At 42.6% G+C, this 25,926-nt stretch carries 21 protein-coding genes, 16 tRNA genes and 3 rRNA genes; 9 read left to right on the top strand and 31 right to left on the bottom strand.

Annotated elements, in window-relative coordinates:
* Positions 1-59 precede the first annotated feature (59 nt).
* From NSS78_RS04585 to NSS78_RS04565, 5 genes are all read right to left on the bottom strand, one after another.
* A complete protein-coding gene (locus tag NSS78_RS04585) occupies positions 60-341 on the bottom strand; it encodes a hypothetical protein (protein ID WP_003211021.1) in 282 nt (93 codons plus the stop codon).
* On the bottom strand, positions 338-1,243 hold the full coding sequence (locus NSS78_RS04580; RefSeq protein WP_327840218.1) for a PqqD family protein: 906 nt from the start codon (positions 1,241-1,243) through the stop codon (positions 338-340). Before NSS78_RS04580 ends, NSS78_RS04585 begins: the two co-directional genes overlap by 4 nt.
* A complete protein-coding gene (locus NSS78_RS04575) occupies positions 1,227-2,693 on the bottom strand; it encodes a hypothetical protein (protein WP_212046134.1) in 1,467 nt (488 codons plus the stop codon). The genes NSS78_RS04580 and NSS78_RS04575 overlap by 17 nt, the downstream gene beginning before the upstream one ends.
* A complete protein-coding gene (locus tag NSS78_RS04570) occupies positions 2,671-3,417 on the bottom strand; it encodes an ABC transporter ATP-binding protein (protein ID WP_050945447.1) in 747 nt (248 codons plus the stop codon). The genes NSS78_RS04575 and NSS78_RS04570 overlap by 23 nt, the downstream gene beginning before the upstream one ends.
* Before the next feature lie 115 nt (positions 3,418-3,532).
* A complete protein-coding gene (locus NSS78_RS04565) occupies positions 3,533-3,745 on the bottom strand; it encodes a hypothetical protein (RefSeq protein WP_003211695.1) in 213 nt (70 codons plus the stop codon).
* 779 nt (positions 3,746-4,524) lie between these two features.
* On the opposite strand from NSS78_RS04565, the gene NSS78_RS04560 reads away from it, so the two are divergent.
* The gene (locus NSS78_RS04560) at positions 4,525-5,820 is read left to right on the top strand and encodes a homocysteine synthase (RefSeq protein ID WP_003211883.1); all 1,296 of its coding nucleotides are present in this window, start codon (positions 4,525-4,527) and stop codon (positions 5,818-5,820) included.
* Positions 5,821-5,857: 37 nt separating this feature from the next.
* Here NSS78_RS04560 and lepB read toward each other — a convergent pair whose 3' ends face one another.
* Both lepB and NSS78_RS04550 read right to left on the bottom strand, forming a co-directional pair.
* Positions 5,858-6,427: a signal peptidase I gene (gene lepB, locus NSS78_RS04555; RefSeq protein ID WP_003211638.1), complete on the bottom strand. Its 570-nt coding sequence runs from the start codon at positions 6,425-6,427 to the stop codon at positions 5,858-5,860.
* 155 nt (positions 6,428-6,582) lie between these two features.
* Complete coding sequence (locus tag NSS78_RS04550; protein ID WP_126741983.1) at positions 6,583-8,523, bottom strand: LTA synthase family protein; 1,941 nt, start codon at positions 8,521-8,523, stop codon at positions 6,583-6,585.
* 535 nt (positions 8,524-9,058) lie between these two features.
* Here NSS78_RS04550 and NSS78_RS04545 point away from each other — a divergent pair.
* From NSS78_RS04545 to NSS78_RS04525, 5 genes are all read left to right on the top strand, one after another.
* The gene (locus tag NSS78_RS04545) at positions 9,059-9,862 is read left to right on the top strand and encodes a DUF2262 domain-containing protein (RefSeq protein ID WP_050945449.1); all 804 of its coding nucleotides are present in this window, start codon (positions 9,059-9,061) and stop codon (positions 9,860-9,862) included.
* 18 nt (positions 9,863-9,880) lie between these two features.
* Entirely contained in the window at positions 9,881-10,570 is a 690-nt protein-coding gene (locus NSS78_RS04540) for a DUF1963 domain-containing protein (RefSeq protein ID WP_050945450.1), read from the top strand.
* Between the two features lie 47 nt (positions 10,571-10,617).
* The gene (locus NSS78_RS04535; protein ID WP_249118285.1) at positions 10,618-10,905 is read left to right on the top strand and encodes a hypothetical protein; all 288 of its coding nucleotides are present in this window, start codon (positions 10,618-10,620) and stop codon (positions 10,903-10,905) included.
* A gap of 127 nt (positions 10,906-11,032) precedes the next feature.
* The gene (locus NSS78_RS04530; RefSeq protein ID WP_003212265.1) at positions 11,033-11,224 is read left to right on the top strand and encodes a hypothetical protein; all 192 of its coding nucleotides are present in this window, start codon (positions 11,033-11,035) and stop codon (positions 11,222-11,224) included.
* A 54-nt stretch (positions 11,225-11,278) separates the two neighbouring features.
* Positions 11,279-11,824, top strand: coding sequence for a histidine phosphatase family protein (locus NSS78_RS04525; protein ID WP_212046135.1), 546 nt, complete (start codon positions 11,279-11,281; stop codon positions 11,822-11,824).
* 36 nt (positions 11,825-11,860) lie between these two features.
* Here the strand turns inward: NSS78_RS04525 and NSS78_RS04520 are convergent, their stop codons facing one another.
* From NSS78_RS04520 to NSS78_RS04415, 22 genes are all read right to left on the bottom strand, one after another.
* Positions 11,861-12,559, bottom strand: a complete 699-nt coding sequence (locus NSS78_RS04520; protein ID WP_212046136.1) for a hypothetical protein — start codon at positions 12,557-12,559, stop codon at positions 11,861-11,863.
* A gap of 255 nt (positions 12,560-12,814) precedes the next feature.
* On the bottom strand, positions 12,815-13,609 hold the full coding sequence (locus NSS78_RS04515; RefSeq protein ID WP_212046137.1) for a phosphotransferase: 795 nt from the start codon (positions 13,607-13,609) through the stop codon (positions 12,815-12,817).
* 325 nt (positions 13,610-13,934) lie between these two features.
* Positions 13,935-14,016, bottom strand: a tRNA-Leu gene (locus NSS78_RS04510).
* Between the two features lie 36 nt (positions 14,017-14,052).
* Positions 14,053-14,141: transfer RNA gene (locus NSS78_RS04505), tRNA-Leu, on the bottom strand.
* Positions 14,142-14,154: 13 nt separating this feature from the next.
* Positions 14,155-14,225: transfer RNA gene (locus NSS78_RS04500), tRNA-Cys, on the bottom strand.
* Positions 14,226-14,230: 5 nt separating this feature from the next.
* A tRNA-Gly gene (locus NSS78_RS04495) sits at positions 14,231-14,305 on the bottom strand.
* A gap of 7 nt (positions 14,306-14,312) precedes the next feature.
* A tRNA-Gln gene (locus NSS78_RS04490) sits at positions 14,313-14,384 on the bottom strand.
* 9 nt (positions 14,385-14,393) lie between these two features.
* A tRNA-His gene (locus tag NSS78_RS04485) sits at positions 14,394-14,469 on the bottom strand.
* Positions 14,470-14,499: 30 nt separating this feature from the next.
* A tRNA-Trp gene (locus tag NSS78_RS04480) sits at positions 14,500-14,573 on the bottom strand.
* Positions 14,574-14,586: 13 nt separating this feature from the next.
* Positions 14,587-14,671: transfer RNA gene (locus NSS78_RS04475), tRNA-Tyr, on the bottom strand.
* Positions 14,672-14,686: 15 nt separating this feature from the next.
* Positions 14,687-14,759 (bottom strand) — tRNA-Thr (locus NSS78_RS04470).
* Positions 14,760-14,765: 6 nt separating this feature from the next.
* Positions 14,766-14,841: transfer RNA gene (locus tag NSS78_RS04465), tRNA-Phe, on the bottom strand.
* Positions 14,842-14,859: 18 nt separating this feature from the next.
* Positions 14,860-14,936: transfer RNA gene (locus NSS78_RS04460), tRNA-Asp, on the bottom strand.
* A 48-nt stretch (positions 14,937-14,984) separates the two neighbouring features.
* A tRNA-Met gene (locus tag NSS78_RS04455) sits at positions 14,985-15,061 on the bottom strand.
* 15 nt (positions 15,062-15,076) lie between these two features.
* Positions 15,077-15,152: transfer RNA gene (locus NSS78_RS04450), tRNA-Val, on the bottom strand.
* A 32-nt stretch (positions 15,153-15,184) separates the two neighbouring features.
* A tRNA-Glu gene (locus NSS78_RS04445) sits at positions 15,185-15,259 on the bottom strand.
* Positions 15,260-15,276: 17 nt separating this feature from the next.
* Positions 15,277-15,367: transfer RNA gene (locus tag NSS78_RS04440), tRNA-Ser, on the bottom strand.
* A gap of 4 nt (positions 15,368-15,371) precedes the next feature.
* Positions 15,372-15,446, bottom strand: a tRNA-Asn gene (locus tag NSS78_RS04435).
* Between the two features lie 9 nt (positions 15,447-15,455).
* Positions 15,456-15,571: ribosomal RNA gene (gene rrf, locus NSS78_RS04430) — 5S ribosomal RNA — on the bottom strand.
* Positions 15,572-15,680: 109 nt separating this feature from the next.
* Positions 15,681-18,611, bottom strand: a 23S ribosomal RNA gene (locus tag NSS78_RS04425).
* 182 nt (positions 18,612-18,793) lie between these two features.
* Positions 18,794-20,342, bottom strand: a 16S ribosomal RNA gene (locus NSS78_RS04420).
* The 16S, 23S and 5S rRNA genes sit together here with 16 tRNA genes alongside, the layout of an rRNA operon.
* A 319-nt stretch (positions 20,343-20,661) precedes the next feature.
* On the bottom strand, positions 20,662-21,540 hold the full coding sequence (locus tag NSS78_RS04415) for a nucleotidyltransferase-like protein (RefSeq protein WP_003217861.1): 879 nt from the start codon (positions 21,538-21,540) through the stop codon (positions 20,662-20,664).
* A gap of 190 nt (positions 21,541-21,730) precedes the next feature.
* On the opposite strand from NSS78_RS04415, the gene NSS78_RS04410 reads away from it, so the two are divergent.
* Entirely contained in the window at positions 21,731-22,078 is a 348-nt protein-coding gene (locus NSS78_RS04410) for a YgzB family protein (RefSeq protein ID WP_003217804.1), read from the top strand.
* A gap of 34 nt (positions 22,079-22,112) precedes the next feature.
* Here NSS78_RS04410 and perR read toward each other — a convergent pair whose 3' ends face one another.
* On the bottom strand, positions 22,113-22,550 hold the full coding sequence (gene perR, locus NSS78_RS04405) for a peroxide-responsive transcriptional repressor PerR (RefSeq protein WP_003217782.1): 438 nt from the start codon (positions 22,548-22,550) through the stop codon (positions 22,113-22,115).
* A 157-nt stretch (positions 22,551-22,707) separates the two neighbouring features.
* Entirely contained in the window at positions 22,708-23,175 is a 468-nt protein-coding gene (bcp, locus tag NSS78_RS04400) for a thioredoxin-dependent thiol peroxidase (RefSeq protein WP_003217794.1), read from the bottom strand.
* A gap of 128 nt (positions 23,176-23,303) precedes the next feature.
* On the opposite strand from bcp, the gene NSS78_RS04395 reads away from it, so the two are divergent.
* Positions 23,304-24,599 (top strand): glutamate-1-semialdehyde 2,1-aminomutase, encoded by a 1,296-nt coding sequence (locus NSS78_RS04395; RefSeq protein ID WP_342468306.1) that lies wholly within the window; start codon positions 23,304-23,306, stop codon positions 24,597-24,599.
* 246 nt (positions 24,600-24,845) lie between these two features.
* Positions 24,846-25,919 (top strand): aromatic acid exporter family protein, encoded by a 1,074-nt coding sequence (locus tag NSS78_RS04390; RefSeq protein ID WP_050944721.1) that lies wholly within the window; start codon positions 24,846-24,848, stop codon positions 25,917-25,919.
* Positions 25,920-25,926 lie beyond the last annotated feature (7 nt).

The raw sequence follows: 25,926 nt of genomic DNA, 5'->3' as shown, positions 1-25,926 counted from the left end.
TTATTTTCTATTATACTAAAATTTGGTTGGACATACAAAAAAAGATTAGGAGAATTCTCCTAACCTTTCGCTTTTTTCTGCTTCATGGCTGATAAGATAGCCACAATGAGAAAACTCGCGGCAAAAATCACAATCATATAAATAAAAAAGTTTGGCTTGATTTGAAAAGTAAATGCGGATGAACCTTCCATCTCAAAAGCGAGACTGTTAAATAATAAAGCATCATTCGTTTTTGATTGAAATAAATGATAGAATAATATGCCGATTGTCAGCATCGGAAAGCCTAAAAACCCCAGAAAACCACCAACAATAGCACCTTGTTTCATCGCCTGTACGTTCATGATCGTTGTCCTCCCATTCCCCCAAGCAATAGCTGCTTCATAATGGATTTACCATCCCCCATAAATGGAAGAAGATAGAGTAATTGAATAAAATACGTGATTGAAAAAATAAAGAAACCTGTTGAAATTGGATTTTCTTTTAGACATAATACGGTCACAATGATCCCTGCTGCTCCGATCACACCTGGGACAAGCGGCCCAAGCAGGGTAATCCATACCTGCTTTTTCTGAAACGGATCTAATACCGGTCTCACAAATTTCACAGACATCATATCACTTGCAAAAAAACCTTGTGGACCATCCCGTCCCGCAAATTTCCGATGCGCATAGCCGTGTGCTGCCTCATGTAAGGCCGTTCCCGTAATTAATCCAAAATAAATAATTGTAAAATAAATCGCAATGGCTGCAATTGACCGGTCAGGAATGAATAAAAAAGCGATTCCTGCCATGACCATAAATAGCATCCAGAAAAAGATGATTTTACGCGTCACCATGAGTAATGCTGTCCCAAAAATATGAAGGAACGAGTGACCAGTGCAATCAAATCGTTCCTTCATTTTCACTTGATACTGCTTGAAAAATTGACAGCAGGCTGTCACAATCCGATATGGTGATTGATAATGAATAGACAGTAAGTGGTGCTGATTCAACCCCATTATCAGTTGATAAAAGTCACGAGAAATCACAGACTCATCGACCTGAAACAAATCGGCGAGCTCTGCGGTAATACTCGCTTCTGTCCTTTTACCATCTACTTTCGTTAACATATGATAGGCACTTTCATTAATCGGGAGTGTGCTTCCATACTGCGTATCCGTGAGATGCCTCTTTTGTAAGGTCACATACGGCGCAAGTGCCGGTACCCGCTCAATCTTTAGCTTATTGTTAAGAAGTTGAATCATGTGAATACCTCCATGAAAAACCTTTGTATATGGCAAAGATGAGCAGACCTTCAAATGCAGCTACAAGCAGCCACTGAAGTGTTTGACTCGACTCCCCTATGACATAGTTTCCAATAAAAACAATCGGAATCATGAGTAAAATAAGTGCTCCAAATGAAAAAATGCCTGTGTAAGGATTGTTCCGATCAAGCGGAAGTAAAATACCTACCACATAAAAGAGCGCAGTGGCATTGCATAAGACAGCGGCCCCAATCAATACGTTCCAAACCTGATCAGGAAGCGTCAGCGTTGTCAGCATGAAGATTGCAATTTGCAGTACACCAACAAGCAAAAGCCCGATAAACTTATACAGAGCCACTTCCCACGATCTTAGACCAAATGTTTTGTACATCCCCAGCATTCGTTTATCATTGCCAAATGAATTGAAGGCGGTTAATCCAGCAAGAGCGCAGAGAACAAAAAATGCTTCTTCTTCAAAACGGAATCCAAATTGATAACGGACGAATAAAATCACAATGAGGAGAATGAGAAAGTTTAAAATGTTTTCTTCATTTCGCACCTGTGATTTCATTTCCTTTACAATAAGTGACCATTTTTTTGAAGAAGAGAACGGCAGTTTGTTTAAAAAGGTTAACGCTTTTTTTTCTGCCATAATCGGCATCATCGCAAGGGAAAGAAATGCACCGCTCGCCGATAAAAGGATAAACAGAATCAAAATTGCATAGTTTACCCCTTCAGGAGACATTCCTTGAGCCGCTAAGAAAAACGGTGCTGTAAAATACATCAAATGATAATCAAACTGTATATATGATTGCTGAATTTGACTGATATCAAAATGCGTCATTCCATACGCTACAACCAGTGCTAATAAAACAAAGATCGCTGCAAATTTTTGCAACGGTAATTTTAATTTCAGAATGACCAAATACGTCATATTATAAATGAATTGCAAAAGCATTAAGACAAAAAGCGATTGCAAAATCACCATCAAAAAGAACGTAAAGATAAAGAAAATACCTATTCCCTGGGCAATAAAATTAGGTAAAAGCAGAATACCGATAAAAAATAAAACAAGTCCTGCCACCACTGTCACCATCGGAATAAAGTATCCAAGGCTTTTCTGAAAGGTAGAAAGAGGGAACCAGCTGAGCTGCATAGAAAAACGGTCTTGCTCAGGCGTTCTGACCTTGATCAAAATGAATAACAGGCTAGTAAAGATGGATGCATTGATCGCCATTGACACAACGAGTAATCCTAGTGAACGTTCATCGCCATTTAAGAAAGCCTTCATAAAGACACCCGTAAAACTGTATCCGATGATGGCGCCCATTGTGATGGCAAATAAAAAGAATAAGATCACAATGATCCGCTTCGTCTGAGTATCAAAGAGCTTATACATCTCCTGCTGCCACATTTTAAGCATCATTCTAGAAATGATTAATGATTTCATCAAAATGTGCACCCCTATCACTTAACATTGAAGCTTTCAGAAACACCTGTTCCAATGTGCTTGATTGATACTTCTCTTTTAAGGCTGAGACCGTTCCTTCATCCATTTTATTTCCCTTAGAAATAATGGCGATTTTGTGGCACAGCTCTTCCGCTGAAAGCATATCATGCGTTGAAAGCAAGATCGCACCATGGTGCTCAGCATAACGCTTCATCAGTTTCTTTGTGTTTATAACCGCTTCAATATCAAGTCCTCTAAAGGGCTCATCCATGATCACCAATTGACTATCAAGCATAAAGGCGGCAATCAGCTGTGTCTTTTTTTTCATACCATGTGAATAGGTTTCAATCGGTCTTGATAAAGCCGAGTCCATATCAAACAGTTCAATTAGTTGATTTCTTCTATGAATTGTTTTACATTCATACATAGAAGAAACAAAATCTAAATATTCAGCCCCAGTCAATGCTTCAGGGAGCAGCAGATCATCTGGAACATAGGCTACTTGTTTTTTAAAGGATGGTTCGTCATTTGTGACATCCTGCAACAGAATCGTTCCTTCTGTATGCTTAATGATGCCGAGTATACAGTTAATCATCGTTGTTTTACCAGAACCATTCGGTCCAGCAACAGCAACGATTTGATGAGGGTCGATTTTTAAATGAAAATCATTGACAGCAGTCACGTTATTTTTATACGTCTTGGTTAATTTCTCGATCGTAAACATATAACCTCCAAGTGTCTGCATATTCTTTAAAAACAGATCAGGCTAAACCGCCCGCCACAGACGGTTTAGCCTTGGTGTCATTTCATAGAAGTAAAAAGATGAATCCTAAGTATAGCTACTTACATTCAATTTGGACTTTTAAGCCACTTTCCCACTGAACGGCTCCTGTAAAGCTACCCTTGCCGTTTGCTAAACACCAAACTGCTGCTCCTAGAACAACTGTTGCTCCCAATCCAAGAAGGACAGCAACAAATACTAAGAACCAAGCTTGGTCCATAATAGCAGGTTCCATAGTGGAATAGTCAACTTGCGGCGCTGCATAAGTCATACTTTTCACCTCCCAGCTTATGATGATCGTATCATAGGCTCTACTCTCCAAACATCAACAGAAGATCCCATTTTTGACCGAACGTACTTTCGGATAAAATGTGACTTTTTATTCAATTCTTCACTTTCAAGTACAGAACCCCTATCTTATTAGCTAGATTTTTTCACTCCTTAAGAACCACAAAACCCATATAATGGCAATTAAACCATCTTTTTTCTTCTTTTTTTGAAATAGTCCATTTTTATCAATCCCTTTATATATTCTTTCTTTTTTGTGAAATAGCAAGAATTCCCCCGATATATCAGATAAAAAGGTCCTAATTATATGTCGTTAACACACCATTTACGAAATATTTACTGATAATTCCGATAAAAGAGTGAGTCTATTTCCCTTCTTCTCTTGTCACTTAAAATATGTATATACAAGAAAGTCCATTGGGAAAAAAGCCCTTTCTTTTCTTGAGTAACATCCAACATATGATTCGCTTCTTTTTATGAAAAAACAACTTACAGCATAGACATTCCCATGATTTCACTAGTTGGCAATGATTGATTGCTTTCAAAAAAACTGATCCGTACTCTCTAATGCAACAATCCCTCTTTTCATCCAGCGTATCCACACCCTTCCTCATTGAAATTAAAAAAGCCCATCAACTTTATTTATTATTTTTTCAGATTTATCTAAAAAATGATTGACCAAGCTCGAAACAAGATTTATAGTCTTATTAAATATTTCTTATCAAAGTAGTTGGTTTTATCTAACAAAAGGAGGATACACACATGTCAGAAGAACGTCCATTCCGTTTAGAAACAAAAGCCATTCACGCAGGTCAGGAGCTTGATTCAGCAACCTATTCAAGAGCCGTGCCTATTTACCAAACAAGCTCTTTCGGTTTTAGAGATAGTGAGCATGCGGCGAATTTATTCGGACTGCAGGAACCCGGAAATATTTACTCTCGCATTATGAATCCCACAAATGACGTCTTTGAAAAACGGATCGCCGAGCTTGAGGGCGGCATTGGTGCACTTGCTGTCTCTTCTGGACAAGCAGCGACCACTTATTCTATTTTAAACATTGCAGGAGCTGGTGACGAAATTGTCTCCTCCAGCAGCCTTTATGGAGGCACCTACAATCTGTTTGCTCATACGCTTAAAAAGCTCGGCATTACAGTGAAATTTGTCGATTCATCCAACCTTGAAGAACTCGAAGCAGCGATTACAGACAAAACGAAGGCAGTGTATGCAGAGAGTATTGGGAATCCTAAAGGCGACATTCTACATATTGAAGCCATCTCAGCCATTGCACACAAGCACCACATTCCGCTTATTGTGGACAATACGCTCGCAAGCCCATATTTATTAAGACCGATTGAGTTTGGCGCAGACATTGTCGTCCATTCCGCTACAAAATTCATTGGCGGTCATGGTACATCAATTGGCGGTGTCATTGTCGATAGCGGCAAGTTTCCTTGGGCCGACAGTGATAAGTTCAAAGGGCTGACTGAACCAGATCCAAGTTATCACGGCCTGACGTATACCGAAGCAATTGGAGAAGCGGCTTATATCACAAAAGCACGTGTGCAGCTCTTACGGGATTTAGGAGCAGCCTTGTCACCTTTCAACTCATTTTTACTTCTGCAAGGCCTAGAAACTTTGCATCTGCGTCTCGAGCGACATAGTGAAAATGCGTTAAAAACAGCGCAATTCTTACAAGATCACCCTCTTGTAGATTGGGTAAGCTACCCAGGTCTTGAAAGCCATGAATCTTATGAGCTTGCTCAAACCTATTTACCAAAAGGACAAGGCGCCATTCTCACATTCGGTATTAAAGGTGGACGAGAAGCAGGTAAAAAGCTTATTGATTCAGTTAAACTTTTCTCACATCTCGCAAATGTGGGCGATTCTAAATCATTGATCATTCATCCTGCCAGCACAACGCATCAGCAATTAAGTGAAGCAGAACAAAAAGCGACAGGCGTCACACCTGAGCTCATTCGTTTATCTGTTGGAACAGAAGCGATTGAAGACATTATTGCAGATCTTGAACAGGCGATCAAAAAGAGCCAGGCTGAATGAAATAGAAAAAGCACACCTCTGTGTGCTTTTTTATGTTTCATTCATTATTGAGTAGTCGAACGTCTTGGAAAGGATAGAACACAAATGATGTCGTTCCTTGAATATCACTCTTTGTAAAAAGACCTAAGCCATTACGACTGTCCATTGAGTTTTGACGGTTGTCACCCATGACAAAATACTTGCCTTTTGGAACGGTAAGAGGACCAAAATCAGGTGTCAGCAAGATGCCATCTGCGGCTGCTTTCTTTTTGTTTGACGCTAAGTAAGGCTCTGCCACCTTTTGACCATTGACATACAGCTGGTCATTTTTCATTTCAATTTTATCACCAGGTAAACCAATCAACCGTTTAACATAATGAGTACTGCGGTCTTCCCCATCAAGAACAATGATCTGTCCCCGCTTATAATCACCGAAATAATCAACCGTCTTATTCACAAAAACCCGCTCTGTATTATGCAATGTTGGATCCATAGAGGTCCCTTTTACAATATACGGTGCGAATAAAAAGTTACGAATGATAAAAACGGCAATGAATGCGATTAAGATCGCTTTGAGCCAGCCCCATACTTCTGATTTCTTTTTTTGTGTTTTTGTATTTGTTGTCATAAGCTCCTCCTGAAATCCCCTAGGACGAAATGAGTTCCGCTAGCTGCACGCCAGCATCACGCTTGTATCACCCTAAATATAAACATAATTTGCCAACAAATCAAGCGATGAGAGAGAAAAAGGCAAGCACCCTTCTGTGCTTGCCCAAAACTCAGTTACTTAGTAGAAGAATCCTCTTCTTTTTCTTTTGATTTACCATAGAAATAATCAGATGGATTCACTGGTTTAAAATCAGACAGCTTATGGAATCGAAGAAGATCCCTATAAAGCACTTTATCTGAAAGGCTTAACTGATTATCGACACGGGCTTTAATCGCCTCTGTCTTTTTATTTTGTTTCACAACTTTACCTGTTTTTGTATCATAGACAGTGTTATCTACAAGTGTATATTTTGGTGTCACATAGTTTCCGTTACGGAATGCAACAGTTTGATCATGTTTCTTAGAGAATAGATCTGTTCCAAAATTCACATACTCATTTGAATCAATACCTTGTAAGTGAAGAAGCGTAGGCATCACGTCTACTTCACCACCATACGTATGGTTCACGCCGCCCTGTTTGCCAGGAATACGAATCATGAGTGGTACACGCTGGTTTTGAGCATTTTGATAAGGTGTAATTTCTTTCCCTTGAATTTCGCTCATTGCACGGTTATGGTTTTCAGAAATACCGTTGTGATCACCATATAATAAAATGACCGAGTCTTTATACATACCTGATTTTTTCAAGTCTTTAAAGAATTGCTCTAATGACTCATCTAGATACCTTGCTGTTTGGAAGTAGTTATCTACTGTTTTGTCACCAGTTGTTGCCTTAGCAATCGTCGCATCTTTTTCATCTAAATTAAATGGATAGTGATTAGTCAATGTCATTAAATGTGCATAAAATGGCTTTTTCATTGATTCTAGCATCGGGATTGATTCTTTGAAGAATGGTTTATCCTTCAGACCCATATTCACAAGATTTTCTTCATCCATGTTGTAATGTGAAGCATCGAAGAATTGATCATATCCCATATGTTTATAAATCGTGTCACGGTTCCAGAAAGATTTATAGTCGCCATGAAGCACTGCGCTCGTATAGCCTGCTTTTTGATCTAGGATAGCAGGGAGTGATTGGTAAGTATTTTCACCTTTTGTCACAAACGCTGCTCCCTCTGGCAAGCCGAACATACTATTATCCATCATCAGTTCAGCATCAGCTGTCTTTCCTTGACCTGTCTGATGGAAGAAGTTATCAAAATACGTAAAGTCCTCTTTCCCATGAGCCAGCTTGTTTAAAAACGGTGTCACTTCTTCTCCATTTAGTTTGTAGTCAATTAAGAAAGACTGGAAGCTTTCTAAATGGATTTTAATGATGTTTTTCCCTTTTGCTTTACCGAAATACTCTGCGTTTGGCTTCGCATAGTGAGAAGCTGTATAGTTTACAACATCCGTTAAATCTTCACTGCTCGCATTTGCTACCTGTGTTGCATTTTGTGCTGATTGTACTCCGTCATAAATCGTATAATTATAAACACCTAAATATTTGACAACATACTTATGATCAAATGTTCTTGTTAATAATTCTGGACGGTCCTTTTCAGCTAAATGAAGGTTTACAAAGAACAGTCCTACACCTGTAGCCACAATCAACAGTGCAAATGTCTTTTTCATTTGGAATTTCTTCACTTCTGGTCTCCAGATCACAATCGCAATCAAGATAATGATATCAAGGAAATATAAAAGGTCATGCGGCTTAATACTAGATAACACACCGCCAGTCATGCCTCCTCCAAGATTGCCTGCTTGCTTCATTGTGGAGAAAGTCAAAAAGTCATCAAAGAAACGGTAGTAAGCTACATTCGCATATAAAAGTGCGGTCATAATAAAGTCAATCACAATTAATACTATGGCAGATTTACGACCCTTCAAAAAGAGAGCCAGTCCCAAAAACACAATGGCTGAACTAAATGGATTTAATAAGAGAAGACCCTCTTGAAAAGAACCTTTCACTCCTAAATTAAAGTCCATTTTGTAGGCTGCATACGATTTCGCCCAAAATAAAAGGACAGCCAATACAAAAAAGCTATATTTGTTCGCAAATATTTTTTTCATAAAACCTCTTCTTTCTTATTATCGTTCTGATATAAATGAAATCATAAAAAATTTACATTGATTTTGCAAATGTAAATCTTCTTCACCAAGCATTCCCGATGCTCTGTTTCCGCCGGATATGTGTGCTCCGTTAATATAACGTATGAGAAGCATTATAGGTTTCAAAAAAAATACGAGTAAATAAAAGGAAAAATATCCATTTACATTTCATTTACACACACTTTGCAATTCAATAGATGAAGAAGGGTTTGTAAATCACTCAGTACTACTTTACTTTTTTCATCTATTCGTGTCAAAGTAATTATAAAGAAAAGGAAGAATCACCTAGGCTTTTCGACTCATTTACCAAAATATATACAAAGTTCGATACATAACTTATTCGTATTTATTGTGACTCAACCTCCAATCATCCATGTATTTTCTCTCCTTCTGACAATCTAAAAAAGTTTTAAGCAAAAAAAGCTTGATTTCTCCTCCTCATGTGCGGTGTGATAAAGATATAGATTTTCAACAAATCAGGCTGGAGGACAATCACATGAAACATAACAAACAAATTAACGCATTTGAAGAACGATTTTCAGAAGAAATAGATCACATCATTGCTGTCACAGGACCTTCAGGAGTAGGTGCAGGAAAAGCCGGACAGGAAGCTCTTTGGACTGCTTCTATTCCACTGATTGCATGGAAGGAAAAAGACTTCGTTACAACAGAAAACATAAGACTCTGCTGGTTAACAGATGAAGAGGGATTAAGGGAAAAGCAGGCACAATTACATAAAGAATCAATCGTGACACTTCAGGTCCGAAAAGGTGAAGGTGAGTTCATGCTTGTATCACTCATCGATACAGATACACAGGATGAAGAGCTGCAAGAGATACTAGAAGAAGCCCAAAAACCTGTCTTTTATCATGATGACCTGCTGGGCACCTTTGAATTAGTGAAAGGACTAGACTTATTTGAAACAACGATCCAGTGGAGTAATCAAGAATGCCTGCTCTACTTCAACCTCGAAGAAGATGAAAAAGTAAACGACTCACTTCGAACCGCTAGACAACTCATGAAAGAGAAGACCACATGGGATGCTTCTATTAAATCATTTGCAGCAAATCAGCTGCTTGAATTAGCTAAAGACTGGCAGGAGCAAGATGACTCCGCTGAAACACAAGAAGAGCTTACTCTGGATCACTTTATAAGCCGCATCTCCCTTGAAAGTCTGCATGCTTACCCAGATGGAGAGTTTGAAGTCTACTGTCATGACGGTGATTTATTTTGGGGACATGTCATCATTGTCTCAGGCAATATCAATGGCACGTTTCAAGATGCCCACATTGCAGGCTAAAGATTGGCGGGATAAATAATGGAGATCAAGGCTTTTCATGAATTAAAGCAAATTGGAAAAACACCCGTCGTGGCTAAGATTGGCGGCTTTCGTCCTGATCCAGCAACACACAGCTGGTTTGCCGGTCATTTCTTCATCCACCCCGATCAAGGCTGGCCCATAGATCAAGATGGCGTCATGATTCCGATCTTACAAATTTATTTACCTGAAGTGCCAGGAGGATTGAACGAATTCAATGAATGTAAAATGATTCAAATCTTTCTCAACCAGAAAGCACTTCCGATGGATATTACCAAAAACGGCGAGGGCTGGAAGCTCATTGAATATGCAGATATGGAAGGATTAGAAGTAGTTGAAACTCCTGAAGAAGTGAGAGGACTCAAACCCTTTCAAATCCAATGGAAGGAAAGTGAGCAAGAAGACTACCCTTGCTGGGAAGAAGCGTGGTCATACGTCGATTTATCAGAAGTAAATGAAAGTGATGAAGCGACAGAACACTTCTTTGATCAATACACCAATTATTCGTTCACAAAAATCGGTGGATATGGGGCGTATATTCAATCCCCACCCCATCAACAACAAGGCGAATTCATGCTGCAAATCGCCTCAGAAGAAAAACCTCGGTTCATGATTGGTGATAATGGCACGATGTATTTCTATTACGACAAAGACACAAAAGAATGGTTTATGCATTGGGATTGTTTTTAAAGTTTTATTGAATGAAACCTTTCCTCCTTCTAAGCGTAGGAAATAATATGGAAGGAGGAACCAACATAGGATTCATTTTCGATATCTTTTCACTTGCTGTATATATCCCTTTTCTACAGGTAGATGAAGAGGATATCTCTAGAAACGCAGCCCATCTCAAAAAACATAGCTGGTTTCATGAGTTATTAAATGATCCAGCTTACAGGCATCTCATCATTTATCATCCAGATGTCCGCCAAGTCATTGGCAGATGTAACACAGATAAACTTCATCAAAAGCGATACAACTTAAAATGCGAACGTAAAGTGCTGAAAGCATTACGTCGTGCCAAGTAAATGGACAAAAGGGCCTTGCTTTCCTATGGCTCTTTTCATCGTTCTCTAAGAAAACATTTGACGCCTGGACAACTCTCCCCGTATATTATGTATAAATCCATCTTTTTCATAGAAAAGGGGGCTTTACATGCGCTTGTTTAAGTACTGGAGAAAAAAGCAGCCTAAACAACAGATCATCTCAGAAATGAAAGAAGACAGCATCCCAATCAACTTCTCCACACTTCCCTTTGGTACAGACACAGTAGATGATTTTTTGTTCAACTTAGACCTCACCTCGAAGCTCACAGATCCCTATAAAGAAACAGATCCGAACAAATGAACCTATCCTCATCCTCCTGGATGATTTTTTTATACTCAATGAAAGGTGTGGCCCATGAAAACATATTATATCGTCAGACACTGCCAAGCAACTGAACAATCCGAGGATGCGTATTTAACGCCACAAGGCATCGCACAATCTCATGCACTAGCACAGTTCTTTTCCGGCATTCACCTCAATAAGATCATCTCAAGTCCCTATAAGCGAGCGATCCAAACCATTGAGCCTCTTGCTCATGCAAAACAACTCGAGATACAAATTGATCAGCGTCTCTCTGAACGTGTGTTAAGCAGCAAGCCAATGGACGATTGGTACGAGAAACTAAAGCTCAGTTTTACGGACTTGCATATGGCCTGTGAAGGCGGAGAATCGAGCCAAGAAGCGATGAATCGTATTGTAGAGGCACTCTATGAACAAATAAAATTAGGAAAAAATCATACTCTATTCGTCACACATGGCAATCTTATGAGCCTGCTTCTTAAACATGCCGATCCCACGATTGGATTCAAAGAGTGGGAGAAGCTAAGTAATCCAGATGTCTATGTTCTGAAATATTTCAAACCAGATCATATAGAAATAGAGCGTATATGGCATAAATAAACGGCAGAATGAATTCTGCCGTTTCCTCATCTATTGTTAATAATAAAAAGCCTCTACCCACTCATACGGCTTCTTACGCTCCGCACACCATTTCATGAAGCCTCTTGTCTCCGTTTGCTGAAATTTCTTCCAGTCCGATAAAAGCTGATCATAATAGGCTGCTTGTTTTTCAACATTGGTACGAATCCTTTTATCTTCGATCAGCATCATGACATCTTCAATGCCTTGAATTCGCTCTTGATCTTTCTCATAGGTGCTTAAATAAAGATCTTCATGTATATGATGAAACGAATACCACAAAGCCGATAAATAGGTTTCGCAAATTTGTACAATGACACGCTGCTCCTTGCTACCTCCAAGCTCTAGTGCCTTCAATAAATAGGGCAGCCCTTCTCCCTGATGCACAAACAAGCCCTGCCAGCGATACTGTCTCACATCCATAGGATCAACCTTCTCCCACTCTTGCATAACAGGCTGAATCACCCCAATGATCAATGGATACACAAGCAAATGATGACCATCCTCAAACCGTTCAATCTTTTCAAACAGCCAAGCAACAAATGAACGCCGTGCTGCAAATTCGCTCTCCTTCATTTCTTCAACAAAAAACCGAAGAACCTTTAACGCATCTTTACGCAGACCCTGTTCTTTCTTCACACAGTACTGTCTAAAAAGCGGATAATCATGTGATCCCTCGTCTTCAATGATGGTCTGTAATATCGTCTTCATTTGCAAGTTAACAACTCCACCTTTTTACATTCTTTCTATTTCTCATTTATCTTTGAATCATAAACCTGATTCCTTAACACTGATTCACCCATTCTAAATAACACCTTTGAATCACTTTTTTGATTTTATCGTAGTTCTCCCAACTATCTTTAACATAATATACGCCTTCAGCTTCTGGAAATGTCTCCTCCTTATTTAAGCGTGATAAGAGTGGTATAAACACCTAATTGGTCTTTGACTTTTAGAAGGCTCTTGGCATCCTCAAATCCATTCTTTTCGGTGTTCATGAATGAATTGAATGTCTTTTTGATAATGTTCAAGGTGCCCCTCATGAATCATTTTTTGAAAAGCTATATCACCTTCACTCGCTTTTCGTTTCATGTACTGACATAACCCTTTTAAACGCAGCAGCACCATATCCACATAATCTTCTGCTATTTCCTCACCATAAGCTTCAAAAAACAGTTTCACTCTATGCTTTATCTGGTCTGCATGTTCTGATGAATGGTAGTTCACGATCTCTCCTGTTTCTGTGCGAAAAAACCTACTGAGAGGTACACAAGTATACAGAGTATATGCGATATCCCACAGCCTTGGACCAGGAGCAGCTACATCAAAATCAATGATTCCTACTGGTTTTTCATTATTGAAAATGATATTGTACATAGCAAAATCATTATGGCACACAACCTCTATGTTGTTAGGCGTATTGTCCATTCGTTCCCAATCGTCTGAAATGGGAAAATCACGAACAGCATCATGATACAGTCTAAGCATTCTCGCTATTTCTTTTAAGGCATGGTGAGAGCACATGTATTCTTTTAAGGGATCATGACCGGCTACGCCTTCAATGAAGGACAATATCTCTCTACCTTTTTCATCAACCCCTAAAAACTTTGGAGCATAGGAGAAATTCTTTTGTTCTAAATGCTTTAGCAGCTTTTGTATATTGATATTGTCTGACTTTACTTCTCGACGAACCGTATCTCCAGAACGATATACGTTCGAGACATTGCCACCTGTCAATAACTCTTCATGATCATTTTGTTTTTTCATAAATTCTCCCCTCAAATTGGGTCACAATGATGATGTTAGCTAAAGATGTGTATGTACCCACAAATATTCATTTAGTTACACAAAAGTATTTCACTGTTTTATGTGAATGCGCTATCCCATTTTGTTTCCTTACATGGTTAAATGTATCTTATCAAATGTTGCAAATCATCTAAAGATTATTCTGCTAAAAGAAGTACATGCACATTATTTTCTAATAGGTTTCTATTTTTATCTAAATAACTCATTTAAACCACAAAAAAACGTTTCACCACAAGGGTGAAACGTTAGGTTGACGGTAAAAACCGATCATGAAACTATTAATAGATACCGGTGGCCGGGGTCGAACCGGCACTCCGTGAGGAACACGATTTTGAGTCGTGCGCGTCTGCCAATTCCGCCACACCGGCATGATCATTAAAGAGCGCAACTTATGATAAAAAACATGGTGCCGAGGGCCGGACTTGAACCGGCACGGTAGTCACCTACCGCAGGATTTTAAGTCCTGTGTGTCTGCCAATTCCACCACCCCGGCAGTCTTTTCAAAAAGGCGACACCCGGATTTGAACCGGGGATAAAGGTTTTGCAGACCTCTGCCTTACCACTTGGCTATGCCGCCATTATTGGAGCGGAAGACGGGATTCGAACCCGCGACCCCCACCTTGGCAAGGTGGTGTTCTACCACTGAACTACTTCCGCGAATCAACTGGGCTAGCTGGATTCGAACCAACGCATGACGGAGTCAAAGTCCGTTGCCTTACCGCTTGGCTATAGCCCAATAATAAAATGGGGCGATTGATGGGAATCGAACCCACGAGTGCCAGAGCCACAATCTGGTGCGTTAACCACTTCGCCACAACCGCCATAGATGTTATGAATCATATTAAGAAAATTGGCAGGGGCAGTAGGAATCGAACCCACACCGGAGGTTTTGGAGACCTCTGTTCTACCTTTAAACTATGCCCCTATGAAAATAAAAATGGTGGAGGGGGGCGGATTCGAACCGCCGAACCCGGAGGGAGCGGATTTACAGTCCGCCGCGTTTAGCCACTTCGCTACCCCTCCACATTTGAAAAACAGTGCCGGCAAGAGGACTTGAACCCCCAACCTACTGATTACAAGTCAGTTGCTCTACCAATTGAGCTACACCGGCAAATAGTGGTGGCTCGGGACGGAATCGAACCGCCGACACACGGATTTTCAGTCCGTTGCTCTACCAACTGAGCTACCGAGCCAAGTATTTATTTTAAAAATGGCGGTCCGGACGGGACTCGAACCCGCGACCTCCTGCGTGACAGGCAGGCATTCTAACCAACTGAACTACCGGACCATTTTGGTTGCACTCAATGAGCACTCCCCATTGGTGTATAAAATAATTTGGTTGCGGGGGCAGGATTTGAACCTGCGACCTTCGGGTTATGAGCCCGACGAGCTACCGAACTGCTCCACCCCGCGATGATATAAAAGATATGGTGGAGGATGACGGGCTCGAACCGCCGACCCTCTGCTTGTAAGGCAGATGCTCTCCCAGCTGAGCTAATCCTCCGAATAAAAAACACTGGTGTATATTCTATAAAATGGTGACCCGTACGGGATTCGAACCCGTGTTACCGCCGTGAAAGGGCGGTGTCTTAACCGCTTGACCAACGGGCCCTTTATTATGTAAATTGTGGCGGAGAGCAAGGGATTCGAACCCTTGAGACGGGGTTACCGCCTACACGATTTCCAATCGTGCTCCTTCGGCCACTCGGACAGCTCTCCAAATTGGCTCCGCAGGTAGGATTCGAACCTACGACCGATCGGTTAACAGCCGATAGCTCTACCACTGAGCTACTGCGGAATGAAGAAAGCCTGGCGATGTCCTACTCTCACAGGGGGAGACCCCCAACTACCATCGGCGCTGAAGAGCTTAACTTCCGTGTTCGGTATGGGAACGGGTGTGACCTCTTCGCCATCATCACCAGACAATTTAGTGACAAAAGATATTATACTATGTATTGAAAATAAATCAAGAGATATTTAAAAAATGTTCTCTCAAAACTAGATAACAATGTTCAAGCTTCACATTAGAATATAGGTTAAGTCCTCGATCTATTAGTATCTGTCAGCTCCACGTGTCACCACGCTTCCACCTCAGACCTATCAACCTGATCATCTTTCAGGGATCTTACTTCCTTGCGGAATGGGAAATCTCATCTTGAGGGGGGCTTCATGCTTAGATGCTTTCAGCACTTATCCCGTCCGCACATAGCTACCCAGCGATGCCCTTGGCAGAACAACTGGTACACCAGCGGTGCGTCCATCCCGGTCCTCTCGTACTAAGGACAGCTCCTCTCAAATTTCCTGCGCCCGCGACGGATAGGGACCGAACTGTCTCACGACGTTCTGAACCCAGCTCGCGTACCGCTTTAATGGGCGAACAGCCCAACCCTTGGGACCGACTACAGCCCCAGGATGCGATGAGCCGACATCGAGGTGCCAAACCTCCCCGTCGATGTGGACTCTTGGGGGAGATAAGCCTGTTATCCCCGGGGTAGCTTTTATCCGTTGAGCGATGGCCCTTCCATGCGGAACCACCGGATCACTAAGCCCGACTTTCGTCCCTGCTCGACTTGTAGGTCTCGCAGTCAAGCTCCCTTGTGCCTTTACACTCTGCGAATGATTTCCAACCATTCTGAGGGAACCTTTGGGCGCCTCCGTTACATTTTAGGAGGCGACCGCCCCAGTCAAACTGCCCACCTGACACTGTCTCCCTGCCCGATAAGGGCAGCGGGTTAGAAGGTCAATACAGCCAGGGTAGTATCCCACCGATGCCTCCACCGAAGCTAGCGCTCCGGTTTCCAAGGCTCCTACCTATCCTGTACAAGCTGTACCAACATTCAATATCAGGCTGCAGTAAAGCTCCACGGGGTCTTTCCGTCCTGTCGCGGGTAACCTGCATCTTCACAGGTACTATAATTTCACCGAGTCTCTCGTTGAGACAGTGCCCAGATCGTTGCGCCTTTCGTGCGGGTCGGAACTTACCCGACAAGGAATTTCGCTACCTTAGGACCGTTATAGTTACGGCCGCCGTTTACTGGGGCTTCAATTCGCACCTTCGCTTACGCTAAGCGCTCCTCTTAACCTTCCAGCACCGGGCAGGCGTCAGCCCCTATACTTCGCCTTACGGCTTCGCAGAGACCTGTGTTTTTGCTAAACAGTCGCCTGGGCCTATTCACTGCGGCTTCTCGGGGCTTTAACACCCTAAGAAGCACCCCTTCTCCCGAAGTTACGGGGTCATTTTGCCGAGTTCCTTAACGAGAGTTCTCTCGATCACCTTAGGATTCTCTCCTCGCCTACCTGTGTCGGTTTGCGGTACGGGCACCTCTCACCTCGCTAGAGGCTTTTCTTGGCAGTGTGGAATCAGGAACTTCGCTACTAAATTTCGCTCGCCATCACAGCTCAGCCTTTACGGGAAACGGATTTGCCTATTTCCCAGCCTAACTGCTTGGACGCGGATATCCAATACCGCGCTTACCCTATCCTCCTGCGTCCCCCCATTGCTCAAATGGTGAGGAGGTGGTACAGGAATATCAACCTGTTGTCCATCGCCTACGCCTTTCGGCCTCGGCTTAGGTCCCGACTAACCCTGAGCGGACGAGCCTTCCTCAGGAAACCTTAGGCATTCGGTGGACGGGATTCTCACCCGTCTTTCGCTACTCATACCGGCATTCTCACTTCTAAGCGCTCCACCAGTCCTTCCGGTCTGACTTCACAGCACTTAGAACGCTCTCCTACCACTGTTCGTAAGAACAGTCCGCAGCTTCGGTGATACGTTTAGCCCCGGTACATTTTCGGCGCAGAGTCACTCGACCAGTGAGCTATTACGCACTCTTTAAATGGTGGCTGCTTCTAAGCCAACATCCTGGTTGTCTAAGCAACTCCACATCCTTTTCCACTTAACGTATACTTTGGGACCTTAGCTGGCGGTCTGGGCTGTTTCCCTTTCGACTACGGATCTTATCACTCGCAGTCTGACTCCCAAGGATAAGTCATCGGCATTCGGAGTTTGACTGAATTCGGTAACCCGGTAGGGGCCCCTAGTCCAATCAGTGCTCTACCTCCGAGACTCTTACCTTGAGGCTAGCCCTAAAGCTATTTCGGAGAGAACCAGCTATCTCCAGGTTCGATTGGCATTTCACCCCTACCCACACCTCATCCCCGCACTTTTCAACGTGCGTGGGTTCGGGCCTCCATTCAGTGTTACCTGAACTTCACCCTGGACATGGGTAGATCACCTGGTTTCGGGTCTACGACCACGTACTCATGCGCCCTATTCAGACTCGCTTTCGCTGCGGCTCCGCATCTTCTGCTTAACCTTGCACGGGATCGTAACTCGCCGGTTCATTCTACAAAAGGCACGCCATCACCCTTTAACGGGCTCTGACTACTTGTAGGCACACGGTTTCAGGATCTATTTCACTCCCCTTCCGGGGTGCTTTTCACCTTTCCCTCACGGTACTGGTTCACTATCGGTCACTAGGGAGTATTTAGCCTTGGGAGATGGTCCTCCCGGATTCCGACGGAATTTCACGTGTTCCGCCGTACTCAGGATCCACTCTGGAGAGAACAACATTTCAGTTACAGGGCTGTTACCTTCTTTGGCGGGCCTTTCCAGACCTCTTCGCTTATATCGTTCCTTTGTAACTCCGTATAGAGTGTCCTACAACCCCAAGAGGCAAGCCTCTTGGTTTGGGCTGTTCCCGTTTCGCTCGCCGCTACTCAGGGAATCGCATTTGCTTTCTCTTCCTCCGGGTACTTAGATGTTTCAGTTCCCCGGGTATGCCTTCTCATACTCTATGTATTCAAGTATGGATACTACTCCATTACGAGCAGTGGGTTTCCCCATTCGGAAATCTCCGGATCAAAGCTTGCTTACAGCTCCCCGAAGCATATCGGTGTTCGTCCCGTCCTTCATCGGCTCCTAGTGCCAAGGCATCCACCGTGCGCCCTTTCTAACTTAACCATTTCTTACTTTAGAAAGAATCACTATGTGTGATGAACTTTGCATTGCATTCAATGTGAATGTATTACTTATTGTTATCTAGTTTTCAAAGAACAATCCTGTCTCGCTAGAGACATGTCTTGAAGGAATGATCCTTCAAAACTAAACAAGACGAAAACGCACACTGCTCCATATATCCTTAGAAAGGAGGTGATCCAGCCGCACCTTCCGATACGGCTACCTTGTTACGACTTCACCCCAATCATCTGCCCCACCTTCGGCGGCTGGCTCCATAAAGGTTACCTCACCGACTTCGGGTGTTGCAAACTCTCGTGGTGTGACGGGCGGTGTGTACAAGGCCCGGGAACGTATTCACCGCGGCATGCTGATCCGCGATTACTAGCGATTCCAGCTTCACGCAGTCGAGTTGCAGACTGCGATCCGAACTGAGAACAGATTTATGGGATTGGCTAAACCTTGCGGTCTCGCAGCCCTTTGTTCTGTCCATTGTAGCACGTGTGTAGCCCAGGTCATAAGGGGCATGATGATTTGACGTCATCCCCACCTTCCTCCGGTTTGTCACCGGCAGTCACCTTAGAGTGCCCAACTAAATGCTGGCAACTAAGATCAAGGGTTGCGCTCGTTGCGGGACTTAACCCAACATCTCACGACACGAGCTGACGACAACCATGCACCACCTGTCACTCTGTCCCCGAAGGGAAAGCCCTATCTCTAGGGTTGTCAGAGGATGTCAAGACCTGGTAAGGTTCTTCGCGTTGCTTCGAATTAAACCACATGCTCCACCGCTTGTGCGGGCCCCCGTCAATTCCTTTGAGTTTCAGTCTTGCGACCGTACTCCCCAGGCGGAGTGCTTAATGCGTTAGCTGCAGCACTAAGGGGCGGAAACCCCCTAACACTTAGCACTCATCGTTTACGGCGTGGACTACCAGGGTATCTAATCCTGTTCGCTCCCCACGCTTTCGCTCCTCAGCGTCAGTTACAGACCAGAGAGTCGCCTTCGCCACTGGTGTTCCTCCACATCTCTACGCATTTCACCGCTACACGTGGAATTCCACTCTCCTCTTCTGCACTCAAGTTTCCCAGTTTCCAATGACCCTCCCCGGTTGAGCCGGGGGCTTTCACATCAGACTTAAGAAACCGCCTGCGAGCCCTTTACGCCCAATAATTCCGGACAACGCTTGCCACCTACGTATTACCGCGGCTGCTGGCACGTAGTTAGCCGTGGCTTTCTGGTTAGGTACCGTCAAGGTGCGAGCAGTTACTCTCGCACTTGTTCTTCCCTAACAACAGAGCTTTACGATCCGAAAACCTTCATCACTCACGCGGCGTTGCTCCGTCAGACTTTCGTCCATTGCGGAAGATTCCCTACTGCTGCCTCCCGTAGGAGTCTGGGCCGTGTCTCAGTCCCAGTGTGGCCGATCACCCTCTCAGGTCGGCTACGCATCGTCGCCTTGGTGAGCCATTACCCCACCAACTAGCTAATGCGCCGCGGGTCCATCTGTAAGTGACAGCCGAAACCGTCTTTCATCCTTGAACCATGCGGTTCAAGGAACTATCCGGTATTAGCTCCGGTTTCCCGGAGTTATCCCAGTCTTACAGGCAGGTTACCCACGTGTTACTCACCCGTCCGCCGCTAACATCCGGGAGCAAGCTCCCTTCTGTCCGCTCGACTTGCATGTATTAGGCACGCCGCCAGCGTTCGTCCTGAGCCAGGATCAAACTCTCCGAGGTATGCAGGATGCATATCACACATGCGTTGCTACACGATGTAGCGAACTTAGCATGTGATCATTTCCTGCCTCGTCAGCGTTTGACTGACTACCTATGATATAACATAGGATTTTTTTATAAAAACTCGAATTAACAGGTACGTTTTGTCTTGTTTAGTTTTCAAAGATCATCTTCGCCGTCTCTCAGAGGCGACTTTCTCAATATAACATTTCGACACTGTGTGCGTCAAGTGTTTTTTAGAATTTCTTTTTGTCAGCTTTTCTTCCAAAAGCAACTTGTTTGCTCGTTAGCGACGTATAATAATATACCATCATAATATTCAGGCGTCAATATCTTTTTTCACAAAATATCCTCGATGATAGATTTTTTGCCCCTTTGTCTCAATCGGCTCCACCTGAACAATTCCTTTTTCCACAAAGAAATCAATCATGACGCTAAGGTCAGGCGTGAAATACTTGAGGTCAGGATGCGCGAGAAGCTCTCCAAAAAGCCATATATCTTGCTGTTCCATGACATGACGCAAATGAGCGGCGCCAATTTCTGCTTTTGAATGGATCAAAAAGTCATTTGCTAAAAATAAAAGTTCCAAACGCTTATGAAGGCTTTCGTGGCTTTCAATGAGTTCTGAATAAAGTTTATATACTTCCGGTTCCATATGACGCACCTGATTCCAAACTGTCACTTCTGGGTGGAAACCTTTATCGATCACTTCAATACGTGCCAAATGATGCAGAGCATGCACAATTGAATTATATGCATCAAGGAATTGATTTGACTCAAAAAATGCTTTTCCTTCTATATATCTGCGAATAAGCTTGCCGTATTCTAAACCGATTTTAAGTTTGCGGTTTGAAAATGGGAATGTACTCAGGTCATCAATTAAGTTGAAAATATATTCATTTCGATCAAATAGGACTTTCCCATTCAAAATCCAATCAATGATTCGGCGGTTTGTGCCAAGGGTGATCCATTCCTTCAACTGCTCATCTGTGACAACATTTAAAGAAGCTGTTTGGTGATCGGATTCATAGTGCTTGATAAATAACGGCTCTTCCGCTTCTTTTACAATGACTAGAAGTGCTGCATCAAAGTTATCCGTCTCAGAAGATACCTTGTGTCTTCTTTCTACTATAATCACAGCCAATGTGTCTGGGTGACTTGCTCTCTCTTGATAAATAGGACGGAGAAGATTTTCCATAGTGATTCCTCCAATACTCGGGTGTAAAGTTCTTCTCTAATGCTATGTATTTCTCCTCATAGAATCAAAATTCCTTCAATTCAAGAAAAAAGATCATTGAATCATTATAAGCAATTTATTCACAAAACTCTATAACTAATTCAAACAGAAAGGTAAAATGTGCTATATTGGAGACAAGGGGGGGCTAGGGATGGCGAAATACTCCAGTAAGATTAATAAAATCAGAACATTTGCACTTAGTTTGGTTTTTGTTGGCTTTCTGATCATGTATATCGGTGTGTTCTTCAAGGAATCGATTTGGCTGTCGACTTTCTTTATGCTGCTCGGCGTCTTATCGATCGGATTGAGTACAGTGGTTTACTTTTGGATCGGTATGCTTTCTACGAAGGCAGTCCGTGTCGTATGTCCAGGCTGTGAGAAGGAAACAAAAGTGCTTGGGCGGGTGGACATGTGCATGCATTGCAGAGAGCCGCTTACACTCGATCCAGCATTAGAAGGCAAAGAGTTTGATGAATCCTACAATCGAAAAAAGTCATAAAAAAAGCTGACCATTTAACCGGTCAGCTTTTTCATTAATGATTTTCTTTTTTCGCACATTCTTGACAAGTCCCATAGATCTCCAAGCGATGATGACTGACTGTAAAGCCCGTCACATGGGATGCAAGCTGTTCAACCTCATCAAGGCCAGGATAATGAAAGTCCACTATTTTTCCGCAGTTTTCACAAATCGCATGGTAATGGTCAGATGTCGCAAAATCAAATCGGCTTGAGGAATCACCGTACGTTAATTCCTTTACTAATCCAGATTCCCGGAAGACTCGTAAATTGTTGTAAACCGTTGCGACACTCATATTTGGAAATTTCCCTTCAAGTGCTTTATATATATCGTCCGCGGTTGGGTGAGTCATAGAATTTACGAGAAACTCCAAGATGGCATGGCGCTGCGGAGTAATTCGAACACCGGTTTCTTTTAAAGCATCTAAAGCGTCTTTTAGTTCGTGAGCAGCCATTTCATCATGCACCTCTCTTCAAAAATATTCTTATATTGTAATCTTTATAATTAGTGTACCCCCAGAGCCGAATCTTTGTCAATTACAATCCTCTTTTTTACCTATTCTTCTTCACAAAAAAGACCGGCATGTCTGCCGGTCCTATCCTGTGATGATATTAAGCGTGAGATTTTAGTTCCTCAAGCGCTTCTTCTACGTGGTCTTTCACCTTAACTTTTCTCCACTCTTTCACAAGCGTTCCTTCTTTATTAATAAGAAACGTTGAACGTTCGATGCCCATGTATTCTTTGCCAAAGTTCTTTTTCAGCTTCCATACTCCAAAGGCTTCGGACAATTTCTGTTCATCGTCTACAAGAAGTAAGAACGGTAAATCATGTTTCTCTTTAAACTTCTGATGCTTATCCTGACTGTCTGGGCTTACGCCGATAATGACAGCATCTAATTCTGCAAAGCTTTGATGGCGATCGCGGAAATCACATGCTTCTGTTGTACAGCCGGGTGTCATATCTTTTGGATAGAAATAAAGGACAATATGTTTTCCTTTAAAGTCAGAAAGCTTTACTTTCTCCCCGTTGTCACCGGTTAATTCGATTTCAGGTACTTGCTGGCCTACTTCGATTGTCATGACACAATCCCTCCAACCTATTTTTTAATAGCCTATCCAATTTTGAGAGGATATTCAACTAAGGACGCTTGCATCGGCATGTTAAAATAATGATAGACGACGTGATACGTTGAGATAGGAGGCTATTTATGAAATTCACAGAATCAGAAAAATTACATCAAGAGGCGCTGGAGCATATTGTTGGAGGTGTCAACAGCCCGTCTCGTTCATATAAGGCAGTAGGCGGCGGTTCACCCGCGGCTATGGAAAAAGGAGAAGGCGCTTATTTTTGGGATGTTGACGGAAATCGCTATATCGATTATCTAGCAGCATACGGCCCAATTATTACAGGACATGCCCACCCTCATATTACAAAAGCGATTACAAAAGCGGCTGAATCAGGTGTCCTTTACGGAACGCCAACGAAGCATGAAGTCACTTTTGCTAAAATGCTGAAGGAAGCCATGCCTGCTTTAGACAAGGTTCGCTTTGTCAATTCAGGTACTGAAGCGGTGATGACAACGATTCGTGTCGCACGTGCATATACAGGCAGAACAAAGATCATTAAGTTTGCCGGATGCTATCACGGTCACTCTGATCTTGTACTTGTGGCAGCTGGCTCTGGTCCATCCACTTTAGGAACCCCTGATTCAGCAGGCGTTCCTAAGAGCATCGCCAATGAAGTGATTACCGTTCCATTTAATGATATTGACAGCTACAAAGAAGCATTGGATCGATGGGGTGATGAAGTCGCAGCTGTCCTTGTCGAGCCGATTGTCGGGAACTTCGGCATCGTGGAGCCTAAGGATGGTTTCCTGCAGCAGGTCAATGACCTCACTCATGAAAAGGGCGCACTTGTGATCTATGATGAAGTGATTACAGCTTTCCGCTTTATGTACGGAGGCGCACAGGACTTGCTTCAAGTAAAACCTGACCTCACTGCATTAGGAAAAATTATTGGCGGCGGACTTCCGATCGGTGCTTATGGCGGTAAAAAAGAAATTATGGAGCAAGTCGCTCCTCTTGGACCAGCCTATCAAGCTGGCACGATGGCAGGAAATCCTGCATCCATTCTTTCTGGTATTGCCTGCTTGGAAGTGTTAAAACAAGATGGTGTTTACGAGCATCTTGATCAGCTTGGCGCGATGCTAGAAGAAGGCATTTTAGCCCATGCAAAAAAACATCAAGTAGATATTACAGTGAACCGCTTAAAAGGGGCTCTCACTGTCTATTTCACAAAAGAAACCATTGTGAACTATGAACAGGCTGAAAATACGGATGGCGAAATGTTCGCCCGCTTCTTTAAATTAATGCTTTCGCAAGGGATTAACCTCGCTCCTTCTAAATATGAAGCTTGGTTCTTAACGATCGCACATACAGAAAAAGATATTTCCGAGACGCTGCAAGCAGTAGATCATGCGTTTGAACAGTTGAAACAATCATAATAGGGTCAAAAACAGGCGTAAAAAAATGCGCCTGTTTTTTTATTTATCAGCTCTTGTTTGTCAAAAGCGTGTGAATCTGTTACATTTCTTCTCAATACCTTCTTTTGATGTTTTCATGAACTTTCAAAAATCACTTGAATATTTCGGAAGACCGCTGTATATTACTTAGTTGTTCATCAAAATATTTATAATAAATGACGAGTGATCATCTATTATCTAAAAGAAAGGAATGCAGGGACAAAACCAATGAAACTTGGAGCCCGTATTTTAAAAACCGGTATTGCCATTGTACTCGCGCTTTACCTGGCAACATGGCTTGGGTTGCCAACGCCCGTCTTCGCGGGAATTGCAGCTGTATTTGCTATCCAGCCATCTATTTATCGATCTTTTTTAACGATTGTTGATCAAGTGCAAGCCAATATTATTGGCGCAGCACTTGCCATTACGTTCGGTCTACTTTTTGGCACTGGACCAGTCATTATCGGTTTAACCGCCGTCATGGTCATCGCCATTAATTTAAAGCTGAAGATTGAACACACGATTCCAATTGCACTTGTAACCGTCATTGCGATTTTAGAAAGTGCAGGGGATCATTTCCTTTCCTTTGCCTTAATTCGAACAGCTACTGTGGTGTTAGGAGTTCTTTCTTCATTTTTAGTGAATTTAATCTTCCTGCCGCCAAAGTATGAAACAAAGCTTGTTCATCACATTATGGAAAATACGGAGGAGATTTTAAAATGGATCCGTCTGAGCTCCAGACAGTCTACTGATCATTCCATTTTAAAGGATGACATCGATCAAATAAAAGAACGCATGATCAAATTAGATCACATTTACTTGTTATACAAAGAGGAACGAAGCTATTTAAAGAAAACAACCTATGTAAAATCAAGAAAGCTCGTTTTGTTCAGACAGGCCATTATGACATCGAATCGTGCCCTGTACTTGCTGAAAAAGCTTCATAAATTAGAAAATGAAATTCATTTGATGCCAGAGCATTTCAAGGAAAGCTTAACAGATGAAATTGATTACTTACTGTATTGGCATGAGCGCACCTTGATGAAATTCGTCGGTAAAATGAAGCCGCAGGACGATGAATTTCAAAATGAATGCTCTCTTCGCCTTGAAACGTTAACGAAATCATTTATCCAGCATCAGCAAAACCAAGAAAACGACTTGCTCGATTACAATATGCTGAATGTCATGTCCAGCATCATCGAATACCGTGATGAACTAGAGCATTTAGATACATTGATTACAAGCTTCCAGACGTATCACCCAAAAGACAGTGAAATTGAGACAGATGAAAAAGAAGCATAAAGACCAA

The sequence above is a fragment of the Bacillus sp. FSL W8-0920 genome, from assembly GCF_038593215.1.
In the GTDB taxonomy this organism is placed as follows: Bacteria; Bacillota; Bacilli; order Bacillales; family Bacillaceae; genus Bacillus; species Bacillus pumilus.
Note: the sequence above shows the minus strand (reverse complement) of the source record. Positions and strands in the feature narration are given on the sequence as shown.